The organism is Micromonospora chalcea, assembly GCF_002926165.1.
Classification (GTDB): domain Bacteria; phylum Actinomycetota; class Actinomycetes; order Mycobacteriales; family Micromonosporaceae; genus Micromonospora; species Micromonospora chalcea.
In genome coordinates this window covers 50,795-75,440 of record NZ_MAGP01000111.1, presented here as the reverse complement: position 1 = coordinate 75,440, position 24,646 = coordinate 50,795, and the positions used below count along the sequence as shown (strand labels likewise).

The window sequence follows — 24,646 nt, the reverse complement described above, 5'->3', positions numbered from 1 at the left end:
GGGCGGGTCGGGGTGTGATCCGGGCGACAGCCCGGATCACACCCCGACCCGCCCCACCCACAGACACCGACCACCCGCGACCGGCCACCGAGCAACCCACCACTGGGTCGCCGGAGGTGCGGGCGCTGATGCGGGCACGCCTCGCCGCCATCGCCGCGCCCCGCGACACCGACGACCCCGAACTGGCGGCGCTGCGGGCCGTACTGCGCGACGAGGCGCTGATGGCCCACGTGAGGGCGAACGTGGACCGGTGGCCGCCGCTGAGCGACGCGCAACGCGCCACGGTGGCCGCGCTGCTCGGCCGACGTCGACAACGGCCACCAGCAGGCTGAGTGCCAGCCATACAGAAGAAGGGGGTGCCCCCGTCCTGCACTCAGCTACGAAAGGAACCGCAGCAGGCAAAATGGGCGGCTTGTCCAGCTCGGTGATGTGCAGCCGGCCGTTTGATCGGCCCGGGTACGGGGATGAACTGCCGTCGCTGGTGCGCGCTACGCGGCGCCGCCGACATTTACAGTCTCCAAGTTCGGCGACCAGGAGGACAGAGATGGCCAAGGCCGGAGACATCATGCACCGCGGCGCGGAGTGCATCGGCGAGGACGAGACTCTGGAGGTGGCCGCGCGGAAGATGCGAGACATGCGGGTCGGATCTCTGCCGATCTGCGGTAACGACCAGCGCCTGCACGGCATCGTCACCGATCGGGACATCGTCATCCGGTGCATCGCCGAGGGGGGCGACCCGCGTACCACCACGGCACGTGAACTAGCTCAGGGCACGCCAGTCTGGGTCGACGCCCAGGCCACCGAGGACGAGGTGCTACGGCTGATGGAGCAGCACCAGATCCGGCGGCTGCCGGTGATAGAGAACCGCCGCCTAGTCGGGATGATCAGTGAGGCGGACCTCGCCACACACCTGGGGGAACACAAGGTGGCCCAGTACACGGACCGGATCTACTCGGCACCGCCGAACTTGTAGCCGCCACGCGGCGGGCAGTCGCGTGTGCCGCTGGAACCGGCCGCATGGGAGTAGTTGGTCCGTGAGCTGTCACTGCTGGTCGCTGTCGGGGGTACGGCCGGGAGCGCAGAGCTACGTACAGCCGAAGGCTCTGTCGCTGATCTTGTGACGATGTCTCACGCTTGAAGCAGGATCCGTTTGCGGAGCAGGTCGAAGTTCGCGCGGCCGCAGCCGAGGCGTTTGGCCAGCTTGGCCCGGGTGTTCTGTCCTTCGACCTGGCCGGATCTCCACGGTGTGGAGAGGCCGGCGAGGACGGCGTCGTAGTCGGTTCGGAGTCCGTCGGCGAACTGCCGCAGGTGGGGCAGGTCGTCGGCGCGAACGCTGGCTGTCGATCCACTCGGATAGATGTTGTTGGCCGGTGAGGTTGGTCAACATCTTGGCGAAGGCGCGCACATGCTGGCCGGCGGCGGTCAGGTGCGGGCATGCCGCTTGGACATCGTGCAGGTTGCCGGTCTGCTCGGGTGGTAGCCGGTCGGGATGGGTGAGCAGCAGGGTCGCCGCGGAGCGGGGAGCCGGGATCGGACGCGGTGCAGGTGGGGCGGTCACGCCTCGTTTGAGCAGGTGAACGTAGAGATTGACGGTACTGGCGCTACCGCTGTAGCCCTGCTGGCGGACTTCTCGATACAGCTGCACGGCGTTGCGCTGGCCTTCGGTGAACCGCTCGTAGATGTAGGGCTTGAACGCATCGAGTACGGAGCGGCGATGGACTGCTGGCGCGATGAGCTCGTCGAGGCTCGTGGCGCGGGCGTAGCGACGTACCGCGTAGTAGTCCAGTTGAAGGTCGCGGCTGATGCCTCGCAGCGAACGGCCGGCCGCCACGAGTTCCTGCACCGCCTGGTATCGCTCGGCGGTTCGAGCCGCCAGGACGCGGGGTCGGCCCCGGACATCAAGGTGCGCGTCTGGTAGTGGCGGCGCCGGAGTCTGCGCCGGTGGCTGCGTCGGGGTGAAGGCTGCCTTGATGCAGCCGTGGTGCGCGGCGACGGTTTTGTCCACTGTTCGTACGAGCCTGTTCTGGCCCCACCGTTCGAACTTCTTCTGGGACCAGTGGTATCGATGGACACCTCTTGGCAAGTTGTTCTGGCCCCACCTCGCCGAGTGTCCCGGCCGCGGCCAGCCGGCCAGCTCGACCAGCGCTTGCCGCGTCGCATGGCTCGGTGGCAAGCCGACCCGCACCGCAGGCGCGTCCACGCGCCGAGGAGCGGCAGCGGCGCGGCAGCAAGTCCGACCTGCCGCCGGTCGGCGCGAAGGTGGACCCTCGCAGGTTGGTACGCCCCGACGCATCGACGTTCGTGTGGGGCCAGGAGAAGTTGGAATCCCGCAGGTGGGGCCAAGACAAGTTGGTGCGCTGGTACCGAAACAACCTGGTCGAATCAGTCCACCGCTTGGCACAGGTTGTGCCACAGGTGCCACCGGTCGGCGACCTGCACTGCTTGCGGGGCACCGGCTCGGGCGGCCTCGGCATAGGCCCGGCCGCGGTCGCGGCACACCACGTCGATGTCGGGGTGTTCTGCCAGCCACGCCGTGACCGGCCCGGCTTCGCGTCCCTCAAGTACCTCGACCGGACGACGGGTTTCCAGGTCCACGATGATCGTGGCGTACATGTGACGCCGGCGCAGCGCGAAGTCGTCGACACCGACGACGCGCACGTCACCGACGGGCGGCTCCGGCAACGCACGCACCAGCCGCAGCAGGGTGTCTTTGGCGACCGGCAGCCCCAGCCGTCGAGCGAGGCGAGCCGCTGGCCGGGCCGCGAGAGAGACCGCGACCTGCGCCAGCTGCTGCTGCAGCACCGGCGTCCGCCGTCCGTGCGGCTGGGTCAGACCTGACACCTGCTCGACGAACGTCACCGCCGGACACACCTGAGACACGCATTTGAAGCGCCGGACCAACAGATCGATCGCCACGGTGCAGCCACCGAGCGCGGCGTCGGCAAGCCGACGCCGATACGTGCCATGCGTACGCACCGAGGTCGTGCTGCACTGCGGACAACGACTCCCATGTGCCCTCGGCCGCGCCCTCAGCACGATCATCGCGGCCGATCGCTCGATCGCCTCGATGACGACGCCAGACAGATGCGGGAGGACCTTGAGCAATGTGGACTGCACCGAGAGGATCTTGGCGCTCGCTACTTGCCGTCACAAGATCAGCGACAGAGCCCGTGTTTGTTGGGGTACCACCTTTACTCTGCAGGTGCCTTCCGTAACGCGGGATGATCAGGACTCTCGACAAGCCCTATTTTCCCAGATCAGAAGGCACTTCTGCGTTTCCAGCCCAGCCCTGGGACAGCCGTTAACGAAGGGCTGAGGCTAATTTTTGATAAGAGTCGGGCACGCCTCAAGATCGCCACCCTGGATCACCGACTTTTACAACCGGCGTCGCCAGCACTCCGCCTGCCACGGCCGCCGACGGCGCGCGATTAACGGCGCGAACTCTGGGGCTTTAGCCGCATAGCCGAGACTCCACGTTTTCAGGGGATTGATAGCCTCCATCCCGTCGGGGCCATTAGTTTACGGTCCCGTTCACGATTTTGCCGGCGCCGCGGTGGTGAGCAGCTGTTCGCTGAGGGTTTGGTTGAGCTTTCTCAGTTGTTGTGAGGTCTCTGTCTTTTCGACGAGGTTCTTGAGGAGGCACTGCGTGCAGGTGACGGCTCCGATGATGGTCGCCCAGTCGGTGAGGTGTTCGTAGCCGGCGATGGCGAGTTTGGTGATGCGTTGAGCGGTGTTGAGGGCGAACAAGTCGCGGACTGCGTCATTGTGGGGGGCCCTGAGAAAGTCTTGGAAGTCTTCCTGAACTCCACGAATGGGTGCGGATCGGGTTTGCAGGGGTGCTGTGCCGAGGTGTCGCAGGCAGCTGTCGATTCTTTCGAGGTGTTGGTTGCTGGCGCTGGCCATGTCCTCGATTATGCGTTTGAGTGTGTCGTTGTGGACGCGGGCGCCGATGAGGAGTCCCAGAATTGAACGCGCTTCGCGTTCAATGTCCTGCATGGCCGCGAGTTCAAAGAGGAATACCTCGTTGGCTGACTTCATTCCGTTCACCATCCTTTGGCGGATACTCTGAGTGATTCGTCAGTCAATCAACTGCGAGAGGCGCTGTCTCGTTCGTTGTGGTTGGTGTCCGGTCGTCGTCGGCCGAGGGCGTCCACGACTCCCCACCGGCCGGGAATGTCTAGTAGTTCGATGCGTCTGATGCTGTCAGGAAGCGCGGGGTCGACGACGAGGTGGTTGCCGTGAGGTTGCAGTCCGAGCATCACCCGGATTAGGAGCAGCGGCGTCCCTGCGGACCATGCCTGTGGGCTGCACGCCGTTGGGTATTCTACGGGATACTTTGTTCGCTTCCGATCGTATCCAGCGAATGCTTCTGGAAGGCGGCCGTCGAAGTATCGCGCGGCGTCGAACAGCGCTTTGCAGATGATGCTGGCTTCCTCCCGGAACCCGTACCGCCAGAGGCCCCAAGCGATGATCGAGTTGTCGAACGGCCACACCGTCCCCACGTGATATCCCAGCGGGTTGTAGCGGCCGTTTCCGGTGGCGAGCGAGCGGATCCCCCAGCCGGAGAAGAGCCGTGCTCCGAGTAGGTGGCCGACGACGTCGGCGGCGCGCCGTTGGTCGACAATGCCGCTCCAAAGCAGGTGCCCGATGTTGGATGACAGGGCGTCCACCTGCCCGCCCTCGGCGTCCAGTGCCAAGGCGTAGAACCGGCCGTCGCCGACCCAGAAGTCCCGGTTGAACCGGTCCTTGAGATCGGCCGCCTCCTGCTCCAGCCGATGCGCGTAGGTCGGGTCGTCCCACAGCAGTCGAGCGAGCCGGGCGCCCCGCTTCTTCGCGTCGTAGGCGTAGCCCTGCAACTCGCAGGTGGCTCTCGGAAAGCCGGGCAGCCGGCCGTCGGCATAGGAGATCGAGTCCCACGAGTCCTTCCAGCACTGGTTCTGCAATCCCGTCTCGGGGTTGCGTGTCTGGTACCACACATATCCGGTGCCGAGCAGATCGCCGTAGGTGTCGATCCAGTCGAGTGCGGCCCGGGCCTCCATCTCGAACCGTTTCGGAAGCGAGTCGTCGCCGGTCCATCGGTGGTACTCGTCGAGAAGAATCACGAACAGCATGGTTGAGTCGGCGGAACCGAAGTAGGGAGAATGCGGTTGTTCCCCGAAGCCGGCTGATTCTCCGTAGCGCAGTTCGTGCAGAATCTTGCCAGGCTCCTCATCGCGAAAGTCATCGAAGCGAGACCCTTGGGCCAGCGCCAGCGCGGTGATGATCGGCGGTGTGAGATGTGGCAGGAAGGGCAGAGACTGCAGACAGGTGAACAGGCTGTCGCGGCCGAACAGGGTCATGAACCACGGCAGACCAGCGGCGACCAGGTGAGTGGCGGTGCTGACCGAGGTGTACCGCAGCGCTGCAAGATCGGTCAGGCTGCGCCGGTAGGTCGATGTGAGCGTCTCGCTGTCGCTGACTAGCCGTGGCGTCCTGTCCAGCCATCCGGCCAGCTCCTCGGAGATCTGCGCCGCGGAGCGGGGACGGTGCAGGCGCAGGCTGTCCCGGAAGTCGCGCTGCTGTGCGCCCAGAATATTCGTCGCCACATGCAGCCGGGTGCGCCACTCGGCGTGTGCGGGAACCTGAATCCGGAAGGTCATGCCGTGCTCATCGACATCGCCGGCCACGCTGCTGGACACCACTGTTTGCCGTTCGAAGTTGCCCCGACGATAGGTGAAACACAGCATGCCGTCACGGACGGCGACCGTGACCGGCGCCGCCTTCCGCGTTGGGTTCTTGACCTCGAACAGGTCCGCGAAGTCCGCGCCCATTTCGACCCTGACGACCAGATTCGCTGGCTTGTTTCCCTCGTTGAGCACCGCAAGATCTTCATCGAAGCTGCCACCGATCGTGCGGTGACGGATCACCGAGATGTCGGTGTTCACGTAATGGGTCGGCTCACCCGGCACCAGGAAAAATCGGCTCTCGAAATACTGCAGGTCATCCACCGACAACGCGGTAAGCCGACCGCCGTCGATGGTCAACAGCCAAGTAGACAAAAAGCGGGTGTCATAGGAGAACAGTCCTGTGGGAAAAGCAGGCGAGGGATCAACATCCCCCTGCCGGTCGCTGACCAAAAACGTGTTGCCGTCAAGAATGTTGACCAGCGGTTTCATGCTCGCTCCGCCGGCCGGCTCCGGGCGACGGTCTCATCCATCCGCTCCCGCCAACGGCAGCCATCGACCCGGTCCCTCGGATCACCCGACCCGGGCGCGGAGGGAAAGAACCGCCGAAAAACCAACAACAGTGCAACTTTCCCCATCACCGTCGCCTCATTACGCAGCATCGCGGCTATCAACTGATCATTCCCCGTGATCAGGTCGTGGAACAGGCCAGTCGACAACGTGACTGTGGCATCGGCCGGCTCGCTGCCCTTGCCCACGACAACGTTCCGGTCACGCATCGCCACACGCCAGAACTCCCCACCGCCCCCGTCCTCCACACTGATCAACACCACACCAGCGACCCAGCCCGGAAGCACGTGCCCCGCACGAGACGACAGCGACCGGAAAAACGTCTCCCGCGCGCGTGTCAGCTCCTGTCTCGTCGGCGACATGCCCATATCGTAGGTGCGATGTGTCAACGACGGCCGAAAACGGGATTCAATCTGGGCGGCGGGTTCGCAACCCGGTGACGCACGCGGAGGCCCCAGACCTCATAGCAGGTCTTCAGATTCTTGTCCCTCACAACTGCGCCGATTCACTCGTTAGCGCGACGTCCCCGACATGCCTCCACCACGTGCATGCCCGGGGTTAAGGTGAAGCTGACCAACGGATCTCTTGGAAGGATCGCGATGACCACCACGACCACGGCCCGCACCGACGAACAACTCCAAAGGGACGTGCTGGCCGAGATGCACTGGGACCCCCGCGTCCAACCAAACGAGATCGGTGTGTCCGCCAAGGACGGTGTGGTAACCCTGACGGGATGGGTGGATTCATACGTAAAGAAGTGGGCGGCCGAGGAGGCGGCACATCGAGTGCGGGGCGTGAAGGCGGTCGCCAACGACCTCGAAGTCCGTCTGCCTACCGCAGCGGAACGCAACGACGCGGATCTGGCAGCGGCAGCGACACGGGCCTTGGAGTGGGACGCCCTGGTGCCGAGCCAGAACATCCACGTCACCGTCACCAAGGGTTGGGTGACGCTCAGCGGAGAGGTCGAGTGGGAGTATCAGCGGCGCTCCGCAAAGCGGGCGGTGCAGCGCCTGTCGGGAGTACGGGGAGTCACGAATCAGATCTCAATCCGGCCCCGGTTGAAGGTGGACGTAGCGGCGGCACGCAACAGGATCGAGGAGGCTCTCATCCGTGCCGTAGACACACCGGGCGAACGGCTAAGCGTGACCATCGAAGGCGACAAGGTCGTCCTAGCCGGCGTTGTCCGATCCTGGAGTGAACGCGAAGAAGCCGCCCGAGTTGCCTGGTCGACACCGGGTGTGACGTCGGTGGAGAACCGGATCGTTGTCATGCCCGATGCCTGACACGACGCGCCAGATCACCCCGCTGCATATCGAAGATGCAACCCGTCCGGCCACACATACCGGCTCACAGAAGGTTAGGGGTCGGCTGAGGCCGTCGCTCCGTCCGGCGTGGACCCTGGCGTGAGGATGCGTGGCTCCTGGTGATCATCTCGTTGTCGAAGCAAACTGATCACAACGAAAGCCACAGGCATGGTTGAGCATACGCCGGGGCGACGGCAGCACGTTGCCGGCGATCCGGGCGCGTACGTGGGCGGCGGCAACGACTCGGCTGTTGGGCCTCGCCAGTCTGGCCATCGGCGTCGCGGACGGGGCGGACGGGGCGGACGGTCTGGTGAGGACCTTAGGGCGTCGCGGGCCGTCTTGTCGTCCCAGGCGATCCTCGGCTTGCCGGGGTCGTCCCAGTCGTGGGCGTGACAGTGTTGCGCGATCACCGCCGTAGCGGCGGGTATCCCGCCGCACCGCCGCGATCAGCTGGGTGCTGGTGTCCTGGGTGGCCACCGCGTCATCCAGTACTACCGAGTCCAACGCCCGGCGGGTCTTATCCTTCAACACCCCGGTCTGGCGATCACCGCTCGGACCGCTTCGAAGATCCGTTCCGGGCGGTCCGAGGCGCGTAGCCGGTTACGCCACACTGTCAACGTCGTGGGATGGAAGCCCTCGTGGTCGATGGGCAGACCACAGGCCACCTTCCAGCGCAGGTCACAGCGCAACGCCTGCATCGCTTCGGTGTCGGACAGGTCCTGCAGCGTCTGCAGCAGCAGCACCGACGCGATCACCTCGCCGGGCACCGAGGGCCGGCCCCCCGCCCGGAGGGGAACAAGTCGGCGAACAGCCCGTCGGGGAACACCTCGCCACGGTGCTCGGCCAGGAACGCGTACACACTCCCGGGCGGCACAGATGCCCGACCAGCGCCGCCGTGTCCCACAACTCGCGGTCGGAACCGGATCTACCCTGCACCCACCAATTATCGATCAAACCCGATCAGACCCGGCGGACCGGCACGCCACATTATTCAGGGGTCTCCTAGGCGAGGGCCAGCGTGCCGAGCGTATGCTTGGGTTCGATGTGCAACGTGGCCGGGTCGAACCCGCGTCCCTTGCGCTGGGTGCGCAGGATCGTGACGGTCATCAGCCGGTCGATCACGACCCGCTTGTCGGCCAGGGGCGCGTCCCGCCACGCCTTCACCGGGTCCGGGGCGTTCACCAACGGCGCCAACGGGTCGCTGCCCACGTTCGCGTGTAACTGCTCGTCGATCTCGGCGATCATCGCGGCGGCCTCCCGCCGGGCCTCGCGCGCGTACTCCCGCGTCTCCAACCCCCGCAACTCGTCGGCGAGGATGCGCTTCAACCGCTGCCCGATCGCCGCCCGCTGCGCCCGCAACCCCTCCACGTCGACCTCCGGGGCCGGGTCGGTCAGCAACTCGTACGCGCGCGGGTGCGTCAACGCGTACACCACGTGCGCGAACACCGCCGCGTCCACATGCGCCTGGTTACGGGTCAGGTGGTTGTGCTGGCGGCACTTGTAGCGCGGCGCCCGCCCGCCGAGGGTGACCTGCACCGTCACCGGCCGCCCCGTCACCGTGCCGGGTGGTGTGCACACCCCGCACCGGTAGATGCCCGTGCCCACCCAGCGCGGAGCCGCCCCGGGCCCGCTGCGCCGCGACGGATCGGTCAACATGTCGCGCACGGCGAAGAACACCTCCGGGCCGATGATCGGCTTCCACGGCGCCGTCACACCCTGAAGGATCTTCCCGTCGTACACCATGAACCCCGCGTTTCGCGGACGCAGCAGGATATCCCGCAATCCCTCCGCCGACCACGGCGCACCCGTCACCGTCGGCACGTCCCCCTCCCGCAACTCGGCCGCGAGGGACCGCAACGTGGCCCCCTCCAACAACCGCTCTGAGCAGTCCGCGATCACATCCGCCTCGGCCTCGACCCGGGTGATCCCCGCCAGGCAGTCCCGGCCACCGTGCCACCGGCACACATACTCCGCCGGGTCACCGATGCCCACCTGCGGCGGGCCGCCGCAGAACCCGAACGGCCGCCGCCCCCCACCCCACTCCCCGTTGATCGCCTGCCGCAGGCGGGCCGCGCTCACCCGACGCGCGGTGTCCCGGCTGGCCTTGTTCGCCATCGTCACCATCACCCGCGCCAGAGTGATCTCCGAGTCCGTCCCACCATCGGTGAACCGCAACGAACCCGACAGCGACTGCGCGTTGGCCCCCGTCTCCTGAACGACGTCGATCAGATCCTCCAAGTCCCGGGGATCACGCACCGTCCGGTCCAGGTCCACCGCCAACACCGCCTGCGACCGGCCATGCCGCAACCGGTCCAACAACCGAGTGAACCCCGGCCGGATCACCCGCAACACCGTCGTCCCGTCCGCCAACCGCACCTTCTTACGCTTGAACGCCGACGCGGGTTTCGGCTTGCCGTTAACCATGTCGTTCTCAACGATCACCTCACCCACCGCCCACCCCAGACGACCCGCACGCTCGACCAACAGCCGCTCGTGCTCCACGAGCCCCTTGCTCTCACCATCGCTGTTCAAGTCCTCGACCCGCAGGTCAGACAAGCGAAGGTAAAGATCGGCTACCACAGCAGGAGGATCAACCATGCCCATACATCGACTATGTGCTAGAAAACGGACCCCGGCAAGACCACGCTGGCCGTGCAGGTGGCGACCGCTGTGGCCGGCCGGTTCCCCGACGCGCAGCTCTTCATCGACCTGCACGGGCACAGCGACCGCAGCCCGCTCAGTACGACAGTGGCCGCCGCCACCCTGCTCCGGCAGCTCGGCGTGCCGGCTGAACGGGTGCCGGCCGACCCGACGGACCGGCTGGCGATGTGGCGTTCCGAGCTGGCCGGGCGTCGGGCCGTGGTGGTGCTCGACAACGCGGCCGACGCCGGCCAGGTCGCACCGCTGCTGCCCAACGGTCCGGACTGCCTGATACTGATCACCAGCCGTCGTCGCCTGATCGGCCTGGACTCGGGCCGCCCGTCCTCGCTGCCGGTACTCGACGCCGACGAGGCGGTCGAGCTGCTGGAACGCGTGGCCGGCGCGGAGAGGGTGGCCGCCGAGCCCGAGGCGGCGATGGAGGTGGCCCGCCGCTGCGGACACCTTCCGCTGGCCCTGCGGCTGGCCGGGGCCCGGCTCGCGCACCGGCCGCGGTGGCGGGTGGCCGACCTGGCGGAGCGGCTGGCCGGCGCGTCCGACCCGCTGGCCGAGCTGGTCGCGGGAGAGCGGTCGGTGGCCGGCGCCTTCGCGTTGTCGTACGAGCAGGTGTCGCCGCTCGCGCAGCGGGTCTTCCGCCTGCTGGGCCTGCACCCGGGTCAGTGTGTCGACAACCGGGTGCCGGCCGCGCTCGCCGACCTGCTGCTGCCGCAGGCGCAGGACGCGCTCGACGAACTTGTCGACGCGCACCTCGTCGAGGAGGTGGAACCGGGCCGCTACCAGCTGCACGACCTGATCCGCGAGTACGCGCGCACGCTCGGCGCCGGACGCGAGACCGCCGACGAGCGGCGGGCGGCGGTGGGCCGTCTCATCGACTTCCATCTTCAGGTCACCGCGTCCATCGGGCGGTCGCTGGAGACGGGCGCCGAGCCGTCCCTGTTCGACCTGCCGGAGCCGGCGCGGCCCGACCTGGTGGCAGCCACTGTCGGCCTCGGCCGAGCATGGTTGGAGGAGAACCGCTCGACCCTGACGGCGCTCGTCCGGCTGGCGGAGAACGAGGGTTTTCTCCGGCAGAGCTGGCAGTTCGCCCGGGTCGCCTGGGTCAGCAACTTCTACGGCGGTCGCCTGGACGACCTGATCGAGACGCATCAGATCGGTCTGCGGGCCGCCGAGCGCCTGGGCGACGAGGAGGCCGTTGCGACGATGCTCAACTATCTCGCCTCGGCGGACTACCGCCGGGCGCGGTTCGCCGAGGCCATCCGGCGGCTGGAGGCGGTGGTCGGCATCTACCGCAGGCTCGACCGGCCGGGCGAGCTGCGCAAGGTGCTGGGCAACCTCGGCACCGCGTACGCGGTCGACGGGCAGCACCAGCGGGGTATCGAACTCCTGACCGAGTCCGCGGCGATCGCCCGCCGGTCGGGCGAGTCGTCGTGGTTGTCCAACCTGCTGAACAACCTCTCGTTCACCCTGATCTCGCACGGCCGGTACGACGAGGCTGTGCGGATGTGCCGCAACCAGATGGCTGTCGCACGGCAGGCCGGCGACCTGCGGCAGCTCGGCAACTCGATCGGGCACCTCAGCATGGCGCGGCACCGGCGCGGCGAGCACGGGCCCGCGCGCCGGCTCCTGCGCGTCGGCCTGAGGCTCAAGCGCCGGGTGGGCAACCGGTACGGCGAGGGCGAGCTGCTCAACGAGCTGGGCATGATGGAGCGCGAGGAGGGCCGGCCGGAGCTGGCCGCCTCGCTGCACCGGGACGCCCTCGTGGCCATGATCGACGCCGGGGATCTGGTCGGGCAGTGCGCCTCCCGGAACCTGCTGGCCCGGGCGATCTTCGACCAGGGTGACGTGGCCAGCGCGCTGGACCTGCACCGCCGGGTGCTAGCCGACGCCGAGCGGCTGGGCCTGCGCTACGAGCAGGCCCGCGCCCTGGACGGCCTCGCGCGATGCCTGCGCCACGACGACCCCGACCAGGCCCGCCGGTACGCCGGGCGTGCGCTGGCGCTGTTCCGTCAGGTCGAGACGCCGGACCAGCGGGACACCGAGAAGCTGCTGGTCGAGCTGGGCTGAGGGGGCGGCCACTTTCCCTGCACTCCGACCGGCGGCGCGGCAGGATGGTAGGCGTGACGACTCCAGAGGCGACCGGCTACCGGATCGAACGCGACTCGATGGGCGAGGTGGAGGTGCCCGCCGAGGCACTGTGGCGGGCGCAGACCCAGCGCGCGGTGCAGAACTTCCCGATCTCGGGGCGCGGGCTGGAACCGGCCCAGATCAAGGCCCTGGCGCAGATCAAGGGGGCGGCGGCACTGGTGAACGGTGAGCTGGGGGTGATCGACGCGGACGTGGCGCAGGCGATCGCCACCGCCGCCGCGCACGTCGCCGAGGGCGGCTACGACGACCAGTTCCCGGTGGACGTGTTCCAGACCGGCTCCGGTACGTCGTCCAACATGAACACCAACGAGGTGATCGCCACCCTCGCGAGCCGCGAGCTGGGCCGCGACGTGCACCCGAACGACCACGTCAACGCGTCGCAGTCCAGCAACGACGTGTTCCCCACCTCGATCCACCTGGCCGCCACGCAGTTCGTGGTGGAGGACCTGATCCCGTCGTTGAAGCAGCTCGCGGGCGCGCTGGAGGAGAAGGCGGCCGAGTTCGAGACGGTGGTCAAGGCCGGGCGTACCCACCTGATGGACGCCACGCCGGTCACGCTCGGGCAGGAGTTCGGCGGCTACGCGGCGCAGGTCCGCTACGGCGTCGAGCGGCTGGAGTCGGCGTTGCCCCGGCTGGCCGAGCTGCCGCTGGGCGGCACCGCCGTGGGCACCGGCATCAACACGCCGCTGGGGTTCGCCGAGCGGGTGATCGGCAAGCTGCGGGAGTCGACCGGGCTGCCGTTGACCGAGGCGCGCAACCACTTCGAGGCGCAGGGCGCCCGGGACGCGCTGGTGGAGACCTCGGGCCAGCTCCGTACCGTCGCGGTCGGTCTCTACAAGATCGCCAACGACGTGCGCTGGATGGGTTCCGGCCCGCGCGCCGGTCTGCGTGAGCTGCGCATCCCCGACCTCCAGCCCGGCTCGTCGATCATGCCGGGCAAGGTGAACCCGGTGGTGGCCGAGGCGATGCGGCAGGTCTGCGCCCAGGTGGTCGGCAACGACGCGGCGGTGGCGTTCGCCGGGTCGCAGGGCGACTTCGAGCTGAACGTGATGCTCCCGGTGATGGGCCGCAACCTGCTGGAGTCGATCAAGCTGATCGCCGCGTCCAGCCGGCTGTTCGCCGAGCGGCTGGTGGCCGGCCTGGTCGCGGACGCCGAGGTCTGCCTGGCGTACGCGGAGGGCTCGCCGTCGATCGTCACCCCGCTGAACCGCCACCTCGGGTACGACGAGGCCGCCTCGATCGCGAAGGAGGCGCTGGCCAAGCAGGTGTCCATCCGCGAGGTGGTGATCTCCCGGGGTCACGTCGACTCGGGCAAGCTCACCGAGACCCAGCTGGACGAGGCGCTGGACCTGCTCCGGATGACCCACCCCTGAGACCGGCGCCGGTAATTGCCTCGACCCGTCACCGTGGGCGCGGCATGATCCGACGGTGCGTGACGACGGCGGGGTGCTGCTGGAGACCGCGCGGCTGACGCTGCGCCGGTTCACGATGGACGACGTGGACCGGTTGGTGGCGCTGGACGCCGACCCGGAGGTCATGCGCTTCCTGACCGGCGGCGTGCCGACCCCGGCCGCGACATTCCGGGACGACGTGCTGCCCCGGGTGCTCGCGCAGTACACCCGGCATCCCGGGCTCGGCCGCTGGGCGACGCTCGACCGGTTCACCGGCGAGTTCCTCGGCTGGCACTCGCTCGACCCGTCCGACGACGGCGCCGAGGCGGAGCTGGGCTACCGGCTGCGCCGCGCGGCGTGGGGGCACGGGCTGGCCACCGAGGGCGCGCGGGCGCTGGTGCGGCACGCGTTCGACACGGTCGGCGTCCGCCGCGTGTGGGCGCAGACGATGGCGGTGAACGACCGCTCCCGGGCGGTCATGGCCCGCGCCGGGTTGCGCTACGTCCGCACGTTCCACCTCTCGTTCGACGACCCGATCCCGGGTACGGAGCACGGCGAGGTGGAGTACGAGCTGTCCCGGGAGGACTGGCCCGCGACCCGTCAGGACTGGGACGCCGCCCTGCGGGCCCGGTAGGCGCTCACCGCGGCCCGGTTGCCGCAGCCGGCGTCGCAGAACCGGCGGGAGCGGTTCCGGGACAGGTCGACAAGCACGTTGTCGCAGTCGGGGTGGTCGCAGTGCCGCAGCCGGCTCAGCTCGCCCATGCGTACCAGGTCGGCCATCGCCATCGCGGCCTCGACCGCCATCCGGGTCGCCAGCGGCGCGTCCCGCGGCACCGCGTGCAGGTGGTACGGCTCGTCGTCGTGCCGGACGAGTTGCGGCAGCGCGTGCGACTCGCGCAGCAGCCGGTTGACGATCGCCACCACCTCGTCGGTGTCGGCGTACCAGATGCGGCGCAGCCGGGGCCGCAGCGCGCGGACCTGGCGCAGTTCGGTTTCGGTGTGCTCGTGCCGGCCGCTCCACCCGTGGGTGGTGAAGAAGGCGTCCAGGGCGGCCACGTCGGGCAGCCCTTCCCGGTCGCCGTCGGCGGTGTTCACCAGTGCGGCGGCACCGACCAGCGCGCATTCGGTGTCATGAGCGAAAAGCAACTTGACTCCTGTCAGGGGCTCCGCCTAGCGTCATCAGCATAACCGTCCTTCACTCATGACCTGGAGCTGTCGATGCGTGAACGATCCGGCGTCGGGCTCGGTCTGGCACTGCTCTCCGCGATCACGTTCGCGACCTCGGGCACGTTCGCCCGCCCGCTGATCACCGGCGAGTGGTCGGCGGTCGCGGTGGTGATCGCCCGGGTCGGCATCGCCGCGCTGGTGCTCGCCGTGCCCGCCCTGCTGGCCCTGCGCGGCAAGTGGTCGGTGCTGCGGCGCAACGGCGTCACGGTGCTGCTGTTCGGGCTGCTCGGCGTCGCCACCGCGCAGGCGTGCTTCTTCAACGCGGTCCGCTACCTCCCGGTCGGTGTGGCGCTGCTGCTGGAATACCTCGGCATCGTGCTGGTGGTCGGATGGATGTGGCTGGTCCACGGGCAGCGCCCGCGAGCGCTGACGGTGGCCGGCTCGGTCACCGCCCTGTGCGGGCTGGCGCTCGTCCTCGACCTCACCGGAGCCGGCCGCCTGGACCCGGTGGGCGTGCTGTGGGGTCTCGGCGCGGGCGTCGGGCTGGCCGGATACTTCGTCATCGCCGGCCGGATCGACGCCGAACTGCCGTCGGTGGTGATGGCCAGCGGCGGCATGGCTGTCGGCGCGCTGGTGCTGCTCCTGCTCGGCGGCATCGGCGCGCTGCCGCTCGCCGCCGGCACCGCCGACGTCACCTTCGCCGGGCACCAGGTGAGCTGGCTGGTGCCGATCGCCGGGCTGTCGCTGATCGCCGCCGTGGTCGCGTACCTGGCCGGGGTCGCCGGCACCGTGCTGCTCGGGGCCCGGCTGTCCTCCTTCGTGGGGCTGACCGAGGTGATGTTCGCGGTGCTGATCGCCTGGCTGGTGCTCGACGAACTGCCCAGCCTGATCCAGCTGGCCGGCGGGGTGCTCATCCTCGGCGGCGTCGCCCTGGTCCGGGCGGACGAACTGCGCGGCACACCTTCGGCGTCCACGTCCGCCGAGCCGGTGCTGGCAGGCGACCGGTGAGCGGGCCGCGCAGCGCTGTCGTCTTCGACGCCGACGAGACACTCGTCGACCTGCGCCCGGCGATCACCGGCGCGCTCGTCGCCGTACTGGAGGAGATGCGGCGGCGGACCCCGGCGGCGGCCGCGGTGTCGCTCGCGGACCTGGAGGAGGACTGGGGTGCGGTCTTCGGCGCGCTCAGCGCCGCCCCGGTGCAGGAGATCCGGCGGGCCGCGCTGGCCCGCTCGCTGGCCCGGGCCGGGCTGGAGACGGAGCTGGACGAGTTGGCGGAGTTGTTCTTCGCCCGCCGGTACGCGCTGAGCCGGCCCTTCCCCGACGCGCTGCCCGCGTTGGCGGCACTGCGCCCGCACCACGTGCTGGGCTTCGCCACGAACGGGAACAGCCGCGCCGAACGCTGCGGCCTCGCCGGGCAGTTCGCCTTCGAGTTGTACGCCCACGAGGGCGGCCTGCCGAAGAAGCCGGCGCCGGAGTTCTTCGCGGCCGTGGTGGCGGCCGCCGGACTGCCCGCCGCGCGGATCGTGCACGTGGGCGACTCGCCGGAGCGCGACGTGGTCGCCGCCCAGCGGGCCGGACTGCGTGCCGTCTGGCTCAACCGGGGCGGCCTGCCCCGGCCTCGTGGCCTCGAGCCGGACGCCGAAGTGTCCACGCTCGCCGGACTGTCCACGGTGCTCAACACCTTGACAAGCGCGAATGCCTAGTTGCGGCCGATAACGGACGTCGATCTGGCGGAACCCGCTCCCGTGATGTGGGATGACACCACGTCCCTCAACGAGAGGATCTGATGTGGTGAGCAAGCGCTTCACCGTCGGCGCGGTCGCGGCTGCGGCCTCGCTGGCACTCACGGTGACCGGCCTGGGGATCCCGGCGAACGCCGCGCCGTCGGATACCCGGACCTTCACCGTGCTGGCCGAGAGCGGTGTGTCCACCGACGCCGCGATCGCCGCGATCACCGCCGCCGGCGGCACTGTCGTCGCCCGCACCGACGATGTCGGCCTCTTCCAGGTCACGAGCGACCGGGCGGACTTCGCCAGCCGGGCCACCGCCGCCGGCGCCCTGGTCGGCGCGGCCGAGGAGAAGGCGATCGGCCGCAAGCCGAAGCTGGACCGGGTCGAGCAGGAGCACCTGCTGGCCGCCGCGGCGACCAAGGGCAAGGCCGCCAAGAACAACGGCAAGAAGATGGACCCGCTCGACGACAAGCTCTGGGGTCTGGACATGATCCGGGCCGACAAGGCCCGCAAGATCGAGCCGGGTGACCGCCGGGTGACCGTCGGCATCCTGGACACCGGCGTCGACGCCAGCCAGCCCGACCTGGCACCGAACTTCAACTGGGCACTGTCGCGCAACTTCGCCCCGGACATCCCCGAGGTCGACGGCCCGTGCGAGGTGGCCAGCTGCCTCGACCCGGTCGGCACCGACGACGGCGGGCACGGCACCCACGTGGCCGGCACCATCGGCGCCGCCGCCAACGGCTTCGGCCTGTCCGGCGTGGCCCCGAACGTCTCCCTGGTCGAGCTGAAGGGTGGCCAGGACAGCGGCTACTTCTTCCTCAACCCGGTGGTCAACGCCCTGGTGCACGCGGGCCGCTCCGGCCTGGACGTGGTCAACATGTCCTTCTACGTCGACCCGTGGCTCTACAACTGCACCGCCAACCCGGCCGACTCGCCGGAGGCGCAGGCCGAGCAGCGCACCGTCATCGAGGCCATGAAGCGGGCGCTCAACTTCGCGCACCGCAAGGGCGTCACGCTCGTCGGCTCGCTCGGCAACAACCACGAGGACCTGGGCGCGCCGCGCACCGACGTGAGCAGCCCGGACTACGGCGCCGACCCGTACCCGCGCCCGATCGACAACGCGACCTGCTGGGACCTGCCGGTCGAGGGCCCGCACGTGATCGGCGTGTCGGCGGTCGGGCCGTCCGGCAAGAAGTCCGACTACTCGAACTACGGCACCGAGCAGATTTCGGTGGCGGCGCCGGGTGGCTGGTTCCGGGACGGCTTCGGCACCGACACGTACCGCACCGACGCCAACATGATTCTCTCCACGTACCCGAAGAAGGTGCTCCAGGAGGAGGGGTCGGTCGACGAGAACGGCAACATCGTCGCCGGCTTCGAGAACTCGGTGTTCAAGCAGTGCACCGCGAAGGGTGAGTGTGGCTACTACACCTACCTGCAGGGCACCTCGATGGCGTCCCCGCACGTCTCGGGCGTGGCGGCGCTGATCGTCAGCAAGCACGGCAAGAAGGAGGGCCGCAACGGCTACGGCATGGCGCCGAACCTGGTCGAGCAGCACCTCTACCGGACGGCGGCCGAGCACGCCTGCCCGGAGCCGCGGCTGCAGAGCTACACCAACGAGGGCCGGAGCGCCGAGTTCGACGCGTACTGCGCGGGCTCGCTGAACTTCAACGGCTTCTACGGCTACGGCATCGTCGACGCCTACGCCGCGGTGAAGACCCCGGTCAAGCCGAACGTACGACCGTAACGACCGTTTCCCCGAGGTGGCGGTGTCCGGATCACCCGGACGCCGCCACCTCGGCGTTCCGGGGTGCCGCACGGCGGCGGGCGCGGCGCGCCGCGCCTCGGCGGTTGGTGGCGCGGCGGGTGGTGTGACGGCGGCTGGTCGGGCGGCGGGCGGTGTCACGGGCGCCACCCTCGGGCCACCAGGGCGGCGCGGATCTCCCGGACCAGGGCGGGGAACTCCTTGTGCAGACGGCGGCCGGTCACGTGCAGCACCAGCCAGCCGGCCGCGACGAGCTGGTTGAGCCGCCGCCGGTCGAGGTGCATCCGGTCCGCGTCGGAGTGCCACTGACCGTCGTACTCGACCGCGACCCGGAACTCCGGCCAGGCCAGGTCGGGGTGCAGGATCAGGCCGGTCGACACCCGCACCGGATACTGGGCCACCGCGCGGGGCAGGCCGGCGAGGGCGAGACGGACCCGCAGGTGGGACTCGGGCGGGGACTGGGCCAGCCCGTCGGTCAGGCCGAACACCCACGCCGCCCGCCGCCCACCGGGGCGGCAGGCGTTCCGGGCCGCCTCGCTCGCCAGCGCCGACCGGTTCACCGAACCGGTACGCAGCAGCCCGTCGATGATGCCGACCGCCTTCACCGGATCGGCCCAGACCGCTGTCTCCCAGGCACAGGCGGCCGGCTCGGTGCGTGGCGGCGGCCCGGCCAGGATCATCACCGTGCCGGGGGACGACTGTGCGAACGGGCTCGATGCGGCTGAGTTCTGCGGGTCGGCCGTGCCGGGCGTTCCGGGGCGGTTGTGGGGGTGGGCCGGATCCGGTGATCTGGTCCGGCCCGGTGTGCCCGGGAGGCGGCCCGTCGCAGGCGGTGCTGCTACTACGGGCGACCTGGTGCCGGTGGGTGGGCGTGTGCCTGCGGGTGGGCTCGTGTCGGCGGATGGGTTGGTGCCTGCGGATGGGTTCGTGCCGTCGGGTGGGCTCGTGCGCGCGGGTGCGGCGCCGCCGACGGGGACCAGGAGGCCGCTGCGGGTGCTCGACATCGGGGTGTGATGCACCCGGACACCCGGCTGGGAGTCGGCCCGGACCGTGGCCGGCAGCAGGACGTGCACGTCGTCGGTGAAGCCTGCGGCGTGCTCGACCCCGTGCAGGTAGGCCGCCGAAGGGCCGGCGATCGCCGCGCCGGGTGGCATCCGCAGCAGCGTCGCGCGGCAGGCCAGCGCATGGTCGCGGTCGAGCCGCGCGTCGGCATAGACGTCCTGCCGGAGCCGGATCCAGGACGCGCCCCGCAGATGGTGCCGGGACAGCAGCCCGCGCCGGATCGCTTCCGAGCCCCGGAAGACCTGCCAGGCCAGCTCCGGTGGGCGATGAGGATGAGGTGGCATGTGACGAGCGTGGCGGCGCACGGTTCGAGATCGGTACCCCTGTGGACAGTCGGGGCCGTGCCGCCCTTCGCGCCCTGTGGATAATCCCCGCGCGCCCTTGTCCGTGTGGTATGGCCTCGACCTGGGCTTGATCGACTCCATTTCGGGGAGGTGGTGGTATCCGGCCGCCTTGATGCAGCCACCTCGCCGAGCCGGCGTGGGGGTGTGTGGGAGGGACTGTTCAACCGCGCTGACGCGGCCACTTGGCCTGATGGCGTAAGGATGTCCGGAGGGGTCGGCTCGGGTGCGCTGACGTAGCCACTTCGGCGTAGTGGCGTCAGGGCCCTGGGGTGGGCTGGACCGTATGGCCGCACGGTGTTCTGGGCTGCCTTGATCGACTCCATTTCGGGGAGGTGGTGGGGTTCGGGGCGCGTTGATGCAGCCACCTCGCCGAGCTGGCGTAAAGGGCGCGCGCGGGTCAGGAGAGCGCGGTGGCGACCGCCTCGGCGGCGGCCGTCACCTGGGCGCCGATGTCCGCCACGTCGAGCGGGGTCAGCGACACCACCCCGACGCTGCCCTCCAGGCCGGGCACACCCAGCACCGGCGCCGCCACCCCGTACGCGCCTGATTGAAGCTCACCGCTGGTGCTCACCGGCCCCGGATCGCCGGCCCGCCCGGCCAGCACGGCCCGGCCGGCGGCGCCCCGCTCCAGGGGGTGCCGGGTGCCGGTCCGGTACGCCACGTGGAAGGACGTCCAGCTCGGCTCGACCACCGCGAGCGCCACCCCCTCGCCGCCCTCGACCACGGTCAGGTGGGCCGTCGCCCCGGTGCCCTCGGCGAGGCGGCGCAACGCCGGCAGCGCGCCCTCGGCGAGCAGCGGCTGGGCGCGGCGGGCCAGGTGCAGCACGCCCACGCCGATGCGAAGCCGACCCTCGCCGTCGCGGCGGAGCATGCCGTGGCCGGTCAGCGCGCCGACCAGCCGGTAGACCGCGGCGCGGCCGATGCCCAGCCGGTGCGCCGCCTCGGTGACGGTGAGCCCGCCCGGCGCGTCCGCGACGAGGTGCAGCAGGCGCAGACCCCGGTCCAGGGTCTGTGCGGTCTCTCCCGTGCGCGCCGCCGTGTCCACAGCACGCAGCGTACGACCCGGCTCCGGCCAACCTCGAAATGTGCGGACGGCTACCCTTGTGAGGTGACGCTACGCCTGTATGACACCGCCACCCGATCGGTGCGGGACTTCGTCCCGCGGGAAGCCGGCAAGGTGGGGGTCTACCTGTGTGGTCTCACGCTCCAGGCCCCGCCACACATCGGCCACCTTCGCTCCGGCGTCAACTACGACGTGCTGCGCCGCTGGCTGCTCGACAAGGGCTTCGAGGTCACGTTCATCCGCAACCTGACCGACATCGACGACAAGGTCCTGGCCAAGGCGATGGAGCAGGACCGGCCGTTCTGGTCGATCGCGTACACGAACGAGCAGATCCTCGCCGCCTCCTACCGGGCGCTCAACGTGCTCCCGCCGACGTACGAGCCGCGGGCCACCGGGCACGTCCCGGAAATGCACGAGCTGATCGCCCGGCTGATCGAGACCGGTCACGCCTACCCGGCCACCGACGGCTCCGGCGACGTCTACTTCGACGTGGCCTCCTGGCCGGCGTACGGCTCGCTGTCCGGCCAGTCCCCGGCGGACATGCAGCCGGCCGGTGACGCCCCCGACCGGGGCAAGCGGGACCCGCGAGACTTCGCGCTCTGGAAGGGCGTCAAGCCGGATGAGCCGGCCGACGCCTCGTGGCCGTCGCCGTGGGGTCGTGGCCGGCCCGGCTGGCACATCGAGTGCTCGGCCATGTGCTGGCGTTACCTGGGCCCCGAGTTCGACATCCACGGCGGCGGGCTCGACCTGACGTTCCCGCACCACGAGAACGAGATCGCCCAGTCGCAGGCCGCCGACCTGCCGTTCGCGCGCTACTGGGTGCACCACGGCCTGCTCGGCATCGGTGGCACCAAGATGGGCAAGTCGCTGGGCAACACGCTCGACCTCGACTACGTGGCCTCGCTCGGGGTGCGCCCGGTGGAGCTGCGCTACTACTACGTCGCCGCGCACTACCGGTCCCGCATCGACTACTCCGAGGACGCGCTGCGCGAGGCCGCCGTGGCGTACCGGCGGGTCGAGGGCTTCGTGCAGCGGGCGGCCGAGCGGGTCGGCGGCGGCCGGCCCGGCGACCTGCCGGCCGCTTTCGTCGCCGCGATGGACGACGACCTCAACACCTCGGCGGCGCTCGCGGCGCTGCACGAGGTGGTCCGCGACGGCAACACCGCGTTGACCGCCGGTGACGATGTGACCGTCCGCACGACGCTCGCCTCCACCCGGGCGATGCTGGATATCCTCGGCGTCGACCCCCTGGACCCGGCCTGGACCGGCGGCGGCCGCACGGACGACCTGCGCGGCGTGGTGGACTCCCTGATCGCGCTGGCCCTGGAGCAGCGCGCGCAGGCCCGCGGCCGCAAGGACTGGGCCGCCGCCGACGCCGTACGCGACCAGCTCAAGCAGGCCGGCGTGGTCGTCGAGGACACCCCCCAGGGCCCGCGTTGGACTATTGGAGAGCAGGACTGATGGCCGGCAACTCACAGCGCCGAGGCCGGCGACTGGCACCGAAGGCGGGCGCCCCCAAGGGCACCGGCGGCAAGAACAAGGACTCCCTCGCCGGGCGTGGGCGCACGCTGCCCGCCGACGAGCGGCCGTGGCACAAGGCGTACTCGGGCACCGAGAAGCTGCCCCAGCGCACCGCCTGGAAGCAGGAGAAGGAGCGCCGCGCCGCCGCCGAGGAGGGCCGCGCCCCCAAGATCGGCCAGCCCGGCACCAAGGACACCACCTGGGGCAAGGGCGGTGGCCGGGGCACGCCCACGACGAAGGGGCGGGGCGGAAAGCCGGCCGGCCGGGGCGGCCCCCGGGTCGCGCCGGGCCGCAAGGCCAACCCGGCGAAGGACAGCCCCGAGCTGCTGGTCGGGCGCAACCCGGTGCTGGAGTCGCTGCGCACCCAGGTGCCGGCGACCGCCCTCTACACCGCGCAGGGCATCGACGTCGACGACCGGGTCAAGGAGATCGTCCGTACCGCCGCCGACCGGGGCATCGCGATCCTGGAGGTCAGCCGCGCCGAGCTGGACCGGATGACCGGCGGGGTGCTGCACCAGGGCGTCGGCCTCCAGGTGCCGCTGTTGGTCTACGAGCCGTTCGACGACCTGGTGGCCGCCGCGCTGGAACAGGCCGCCCCGCTGCTCGTCGCGCTGGACGGCGTCACCGACCCGCGCAACCTCGGCGCGGTCATCCGGTCGGCCGCCGCGTTCGGCGCGCAGGGTGTGTTCGTACCCGAAAGGCGTGCCGCCGGGATCACCGCGACCGCCTGGCGGACCAGCGCCGGCGCGGCCGCGCGCGTGCCCGTCGCCCAGGTCACCAACCTGACCCGGTCGCTCAAGGCGTGCAAGGACGCCGGCTTCGTCGTGGTCGGCCTGGACGCCGACGGGCAGACCGACCTGTACGACCTGGAGGCCGCCGTCGGCCCGCTCGTCGTGGTGGTCGGCTCGGAGGGGCGCGGCCTGTCCCGCCTGGTCGGCGAGACCTGCGACCTGACCGTCAGCATCCCGATGGTCTCCGACGTGGAGTCGCTCAACGCGAGCGTCGCCGCCGCCGTCACGCTGGCCGAGGTCGCGCGCCGCCGGTCCGTCGAGGTCTGATCGAGAGTACGAAAAAGGGGCGGTCCGCCGTGGCGGGCCGCCCCTTTTCTCGCGTACGTCAGATCCGCTGGCCGGTGGCGGAGTGGAAGACGTGGCTGCGGCCGGTACGCGGCTTGACGAACACGGTGTCACCCATGTTCGGCATGCTGCGCCGGTCGGTACGGACCACGAACCGCTCGTTGTGGCCCTCCAGCGCGGCGTGGCCGTAGACGTTGGCGTCGGAGCCCAGGTCCTCGACCAGCTCGACCACCACCGGCATGCCGCCCTCGGACGGGCTGACCAGGTCGCAGTCCTCCGGCCGGAAGCCGACGGTGACCTTGCCGTCGCCGCCCTCGGCGCTGGCCGCCTGGACCTGCTCGCGGGTCAGCGGCACGATCATCTCGGCGAACGCGCCGCCCTGCTCGGTCAGCTTCACCGTCTTGATGTTCATGGCCGGGGAGCCCATGAAGCCGGCGACGAAGACGTTGGCCGGGGTGTCGTAGAGCGCCCGCGGGGTGTCCACCTGCTGGAGCACGCCGTCGAGCATGACCGCCACCCGGTGACCCATGGTCATGGCCTCGACCTGGTCGTGGGTGACGTACACGGTGGTGACGCCCAGCTTCGCCTGCAGCGAGGCGATCTGGGTACGGGTCTGGACACGCAGCTTGGCGTCGAGGTTCGACAGCGGCTCGTCCATGAGGAAGACCTGCGGCTCGCGGACGATCGCGCGGCCCATGGCGACACGCTGGCGCTGACCACCGGAGAGCGCCTTCGGCTTGCGGCTGAGGAACTCCTCCAGCTGGAGCAGCCCGGCCGCCTCCTTGACCCGCCGGTCGATCTCCGACTTCGAGGTCTTGCGCAGCTTGAGCGCGAACGCCATGTTCTCGTACACCGTCATGTGCGGGTAGAGGGCGTAGTTCTGGAAGACCATCGCGATGTCGCGGGCCTTCGGGGGGAGGTGCGTGACGTCGCGGTCGTCGATGTAGATCGCGCCGTCGTCGACGTCCTCCAGGCCGGCGAGCATCCGGAGGCTGGTGGACTTGCCGCAGCCGGACGGACCGACCAGGACGAGGAACTCCCCGTCACCGATCTGGAGGTCGAGCTGGTTGACGGCGGGGCGCTCGGTGCCCGGGTAGATCCGGGACGCCTTCGCGTAGGTGACCGTAGCCATGATGGAGCGCTTCCTTTCACCGGCAGGAACGTGCCGGACGATCCGAGTGAAG

General features: G+C 69.9%; 19 protein-coding genes and 3 pseudogenes. 11 read left to right on the top strand and 11 right to left on the bottom strand.

Going from position 1 to position 24,646, the window contains the following annotated elements; all coding sequences use genetic code 11:
• Nucleotides 1-332, top strand: a 332-nt coding sequence (locus BAW75_RS32615) for a hypothetical protein (RefSeq protein ID WP_208635255.1), incomplete at its 5' end; no start/stop codon positions are given.
• 212 nt (nt 333-544) lie between these two features.
• On the top strand, nt 545-973 hold the full coding sequence (locus tag BAW75_RS15370) for a CBS domain-containing protein (protein WP_104113986.1): 429 nt from the start codon (nt 545-547) through the stop codon (nt 971-973).
• Nucleotides 974-1,084: 111 nt separating this feature from the next.
• Here BAW75_RS15370 and BAW75_RS33480 read toward each other — a convergent pair whose 3' ends face one another.
• From BAW75_RS33480 to BAW75_RS15340, 5 genes and pseudogenes are all read right to left on the bottom strand, one after another.
• On the bottom strand, nt 1,085-2,005 hold the full coding sequence (locus tag BAW75_RS33480; RefSeq protein WP_420915007.1) for a hypothetical protein: 921 nt from the start codon (nt 2,003-2,005) through the stop codon (nt 1,085-1,087).
• Nucleotides 2,006-2,394: 389 nt separating this feature from the next.
• A pseudogene (locus BAW75_RS15355) lies at nt 2,395-3,042 on the bottom strand (ISL3 family transposase); the annotation flags it as partial.
• Between the two features lie 489 nt (nt 3,043-3,531).
• On the bottom strand, nt 3,532-4,038 hold the full coding sequence (locus tag BAW75_RS15350) for a YciE/YciF ferroxidase family protein (protein WP_167435574.1): 507 nt from the start codon (nt 4,036-4,038) through the stop codon (nt 3,532-3,534).
• Between the two features lie 47 nt (nt 4,039-4,085).
• Nucleotides 4,086-6,155 (bottom strand): amylo-alpha-1,6-glucosidase, encoded by a 2,070-nt coding sequence (locus tag BAW75_RS15345; protein ID WP_104113982.1) that lies wholly within the window; start codon nt 6,153-6,155, stop codon nt 4,086-4,088.
• On the bottom strand, nt 6,152-6,595 hold the full coding sequence (locus BAW75_RS15340; protein WP_167435573.1) for an SCP2 sterol-binding domain-containing protein: 444 nt from the start codon (nt 6,593-6,595) through the stop codon (nt 6,152-6,154). Before BAW75_RS15340 ends, BAW75_RS15345 begins: the two co-directional genes overlap by 4 nt.
• Nucleotides 6,596-6,832: 237 nt before the next feature.
• Between BAW75_RS15340 and BAW75_RS15335 the strand changes: the two genes are divergently transcribed.
• Nucleotides 6,833-7,516, top strand: coding sequence for a BON domain-containing protein (locus tag BAW75_RS15335; protein ID WP_104113980.1), 684 nt, complete (start codon nt 6,833-6,835; stop codon nt 7,514-7,516).
• A 341-nt stretch (nt 7,517-7,857) separates the two neighbouring features.
• Here the strand turns inward: BAW75_RS15335 and BAW75_RS32915 are convergent.
• Both BAW75_RS32915 and BAW75_RS15325 read right to left on the bottom strand, forming a co-directional pair.
• Nucleotides 7,858-8,473 (bottom strand): annotated as a pseudogene (locus BAW75_RS32915) (transposase); the annotation flags it as partial.
• Between the two features lie 66 nt (nt 8,474-8,539).
• A complete protein-coding gene (locus tag BAW75_RS15325; protein WP_244206127.1) occupies nt 8,540-10,141 on the bottom strand; it encodes a recombinase family protein in 1,602 nt (533 codons plus the stop codon).
• 30 nt (nt 10,142-10,171) lie between these two features.
• On the opposite strand from BAW75_RS15325, the pseudogene BAW75_RS15320 reads away from it, so the two are divergent.
• The 3 genes and pseudogenes from BAW75_RS15320 to BAW75_RS15310 form a co-directional block, all read left to right on the top strand.
• A pseudogene (locus BAW75_RS15320) lies at nt 10,172-12,259 on the top strand (ATP-binding protein); the annotation flags it as partial.
• Between the two features lie 44 nt (nt 12,260-12,303).
• Nucleotides 12,304-13,713, top strand: a complete 1,410-nt coding sequence (locus BAW75_RS15315; RefSeq protein WP_176722885.1) for a class II fumarate hydratase — start codon at nt 12,304-12,306, stop codon at nt 13,711-13,713.
• Between the two features lie 55 nt (nt 13,714-13,768).
• A complete protein-coding gene (locus tag BAW75_RS15310; protein ID WP_104113978.1) occupies nt 13,769-14,365 on the top strand; it encodes a GNAT family N-acetyltransferase in 597 nt (198 codons plus the stop codon).
• On the opposite strand, the gene BAW75_RS15305 is transcribed toward BAW75_RS15310, so the two are convergent.
• Nucleotides 14,332-14,877 (bottom strand): CGNR zinc finger domain-containing protein, encoded by a 546-nt coding sequence (locus BAW75_RS15305; RefSeq protein ID WP_069089593.1) that lies wholly within the window; start codon nt 14,875-14,877, stop codon nt 14,332-14,334. The two genes, BAW75_RS15310 and BAW75_RS15305, sit on opposite strands and share 34 nt — an antisense overlap.
• A gap of 72 nt (nt 14,878-14,949) precedes the next feature.
• On the opposite strand from BAW75_RS15305, the gene BAW75_RS15300 reads away from it, so the two are divergent.
• From BAW75_RS15300 to BAW75_RS15290, 3 genes are all read left to right on the top strand, one after another.
• The gene (locus tag BAW75_RS15300) at nt 14,950-15,906 is read left to right on the top strand and encodes an EamA family transporter (RefSeq protein WP_104113977.1); all 957 of its coding nucleotides are present in this window, start codon (nt 14,950-14,952) and stop codon (nt 15,904-15,906) included.
• The gene (locus tag BAW75_RS15295) at nt 15,903-16,601 is read left to right on the top strand and encodes an HAD family hydrolase (protein WP_104113976.1); all 699 of its coding nucleotides are present in this window, start codon (nt 15,903-15,905) and stop codon (nt 16,599-16,601) included. Before BAW75_RS15300 ends, BAW75_RS15295 begins: the two co-directional genes overlap by 4 nt.
• Nucleotides 16,602-16,689: 88 nt before the next feature.
• Nucleotides 16,690-18,378: a S8 family serine peptidase gene (locus tag BAW75_RS15290; RefSeq protein ID WP_064446854.1), complete on the top strand. Its 1,689-nt coding sequence runs from the start codon at nt 16,690-16,692 to the stop codon at nt 18,376-18,378.
• Between the two features lie 155 nt (nt 18,379-18,533).
• Here the strand turns inward: BAW75_RS15290 and BAW75_RS15285 are convergent, their stop codons facing one another.
• Together BAW75_RS15285 and BAW75_RS15280 are read right to left on the bottom strand one after the other, a co-directional pair.
• Nucleotides 18,534-19,742, bottom strand: coding sequence for a hypothetical protein (locus BAW75_RS15285; RefSeq protein ID WP_167435572.1), 1,209 nt, complete (start codon nt 19,740-19,742; stop codon nt 18,534-18,536).
• A gap of 457 nt (nt 19,743-20,199) precedes the next feature.
• A complete protein-coding gene (locus BAW75_RS15280) occupies nt 20,200-20,847 on the bottom strand; it encodes an IclR family transcriptional regulator (protein WP_043327947.1) in 648 nt (215 codons plus the stop codon).
• Between the two features lie 63 nt (nt 20,848-20,910).
• Between BAW75_RS15280 and cysS the strand changes: the two genes are divergently transcribed.
• Both cysS and rlmB read left to right on the top strand, forming a co-directional pair.
• Entirely contained in the window at nt 20,911-22,326 is a 1,416-nt protein-coding gene (gene cysS / locus BAW75_RS15275; RefSeq protein WP_043327948.1) for a cysteine--tRNA ligase, read from the top strand.
• Nucleotides 22,326-23,444, top strand: coding sequence for a 23S rRNA (guanosine(2251)-2'-O)-methyltransferase RlmB (gene rlmB / locus BAW75_RS15270; protein WP_104113975.1), 1,119 nt, complete (start codon nt 22,326-22,328; stop codon nt 23,442-23,444). The genes cysS and rlmB overlap by 1 nt, the downstream gene beginning before the upstream one ends.
• Before the next feature lie 58 nt (nt 23,445-23,502).
• Here rlmB and BAW75_RS15265 read toward each other — a convergent pair whose 3' ends face one another.
• Nucleotides 23,503-24,594, bottom strand: a complete 1,092-nt coding sequence (locus BAW75_RS15265) for an ABC transporter ATP-binding protein (protein ID WP_043327950.1) — start codon at nt 24,592-24,594, stop codon at nt 23,503-23,505.
• Nucleotides 24,595-24,646: the final 52 nt, after the last annotated feature.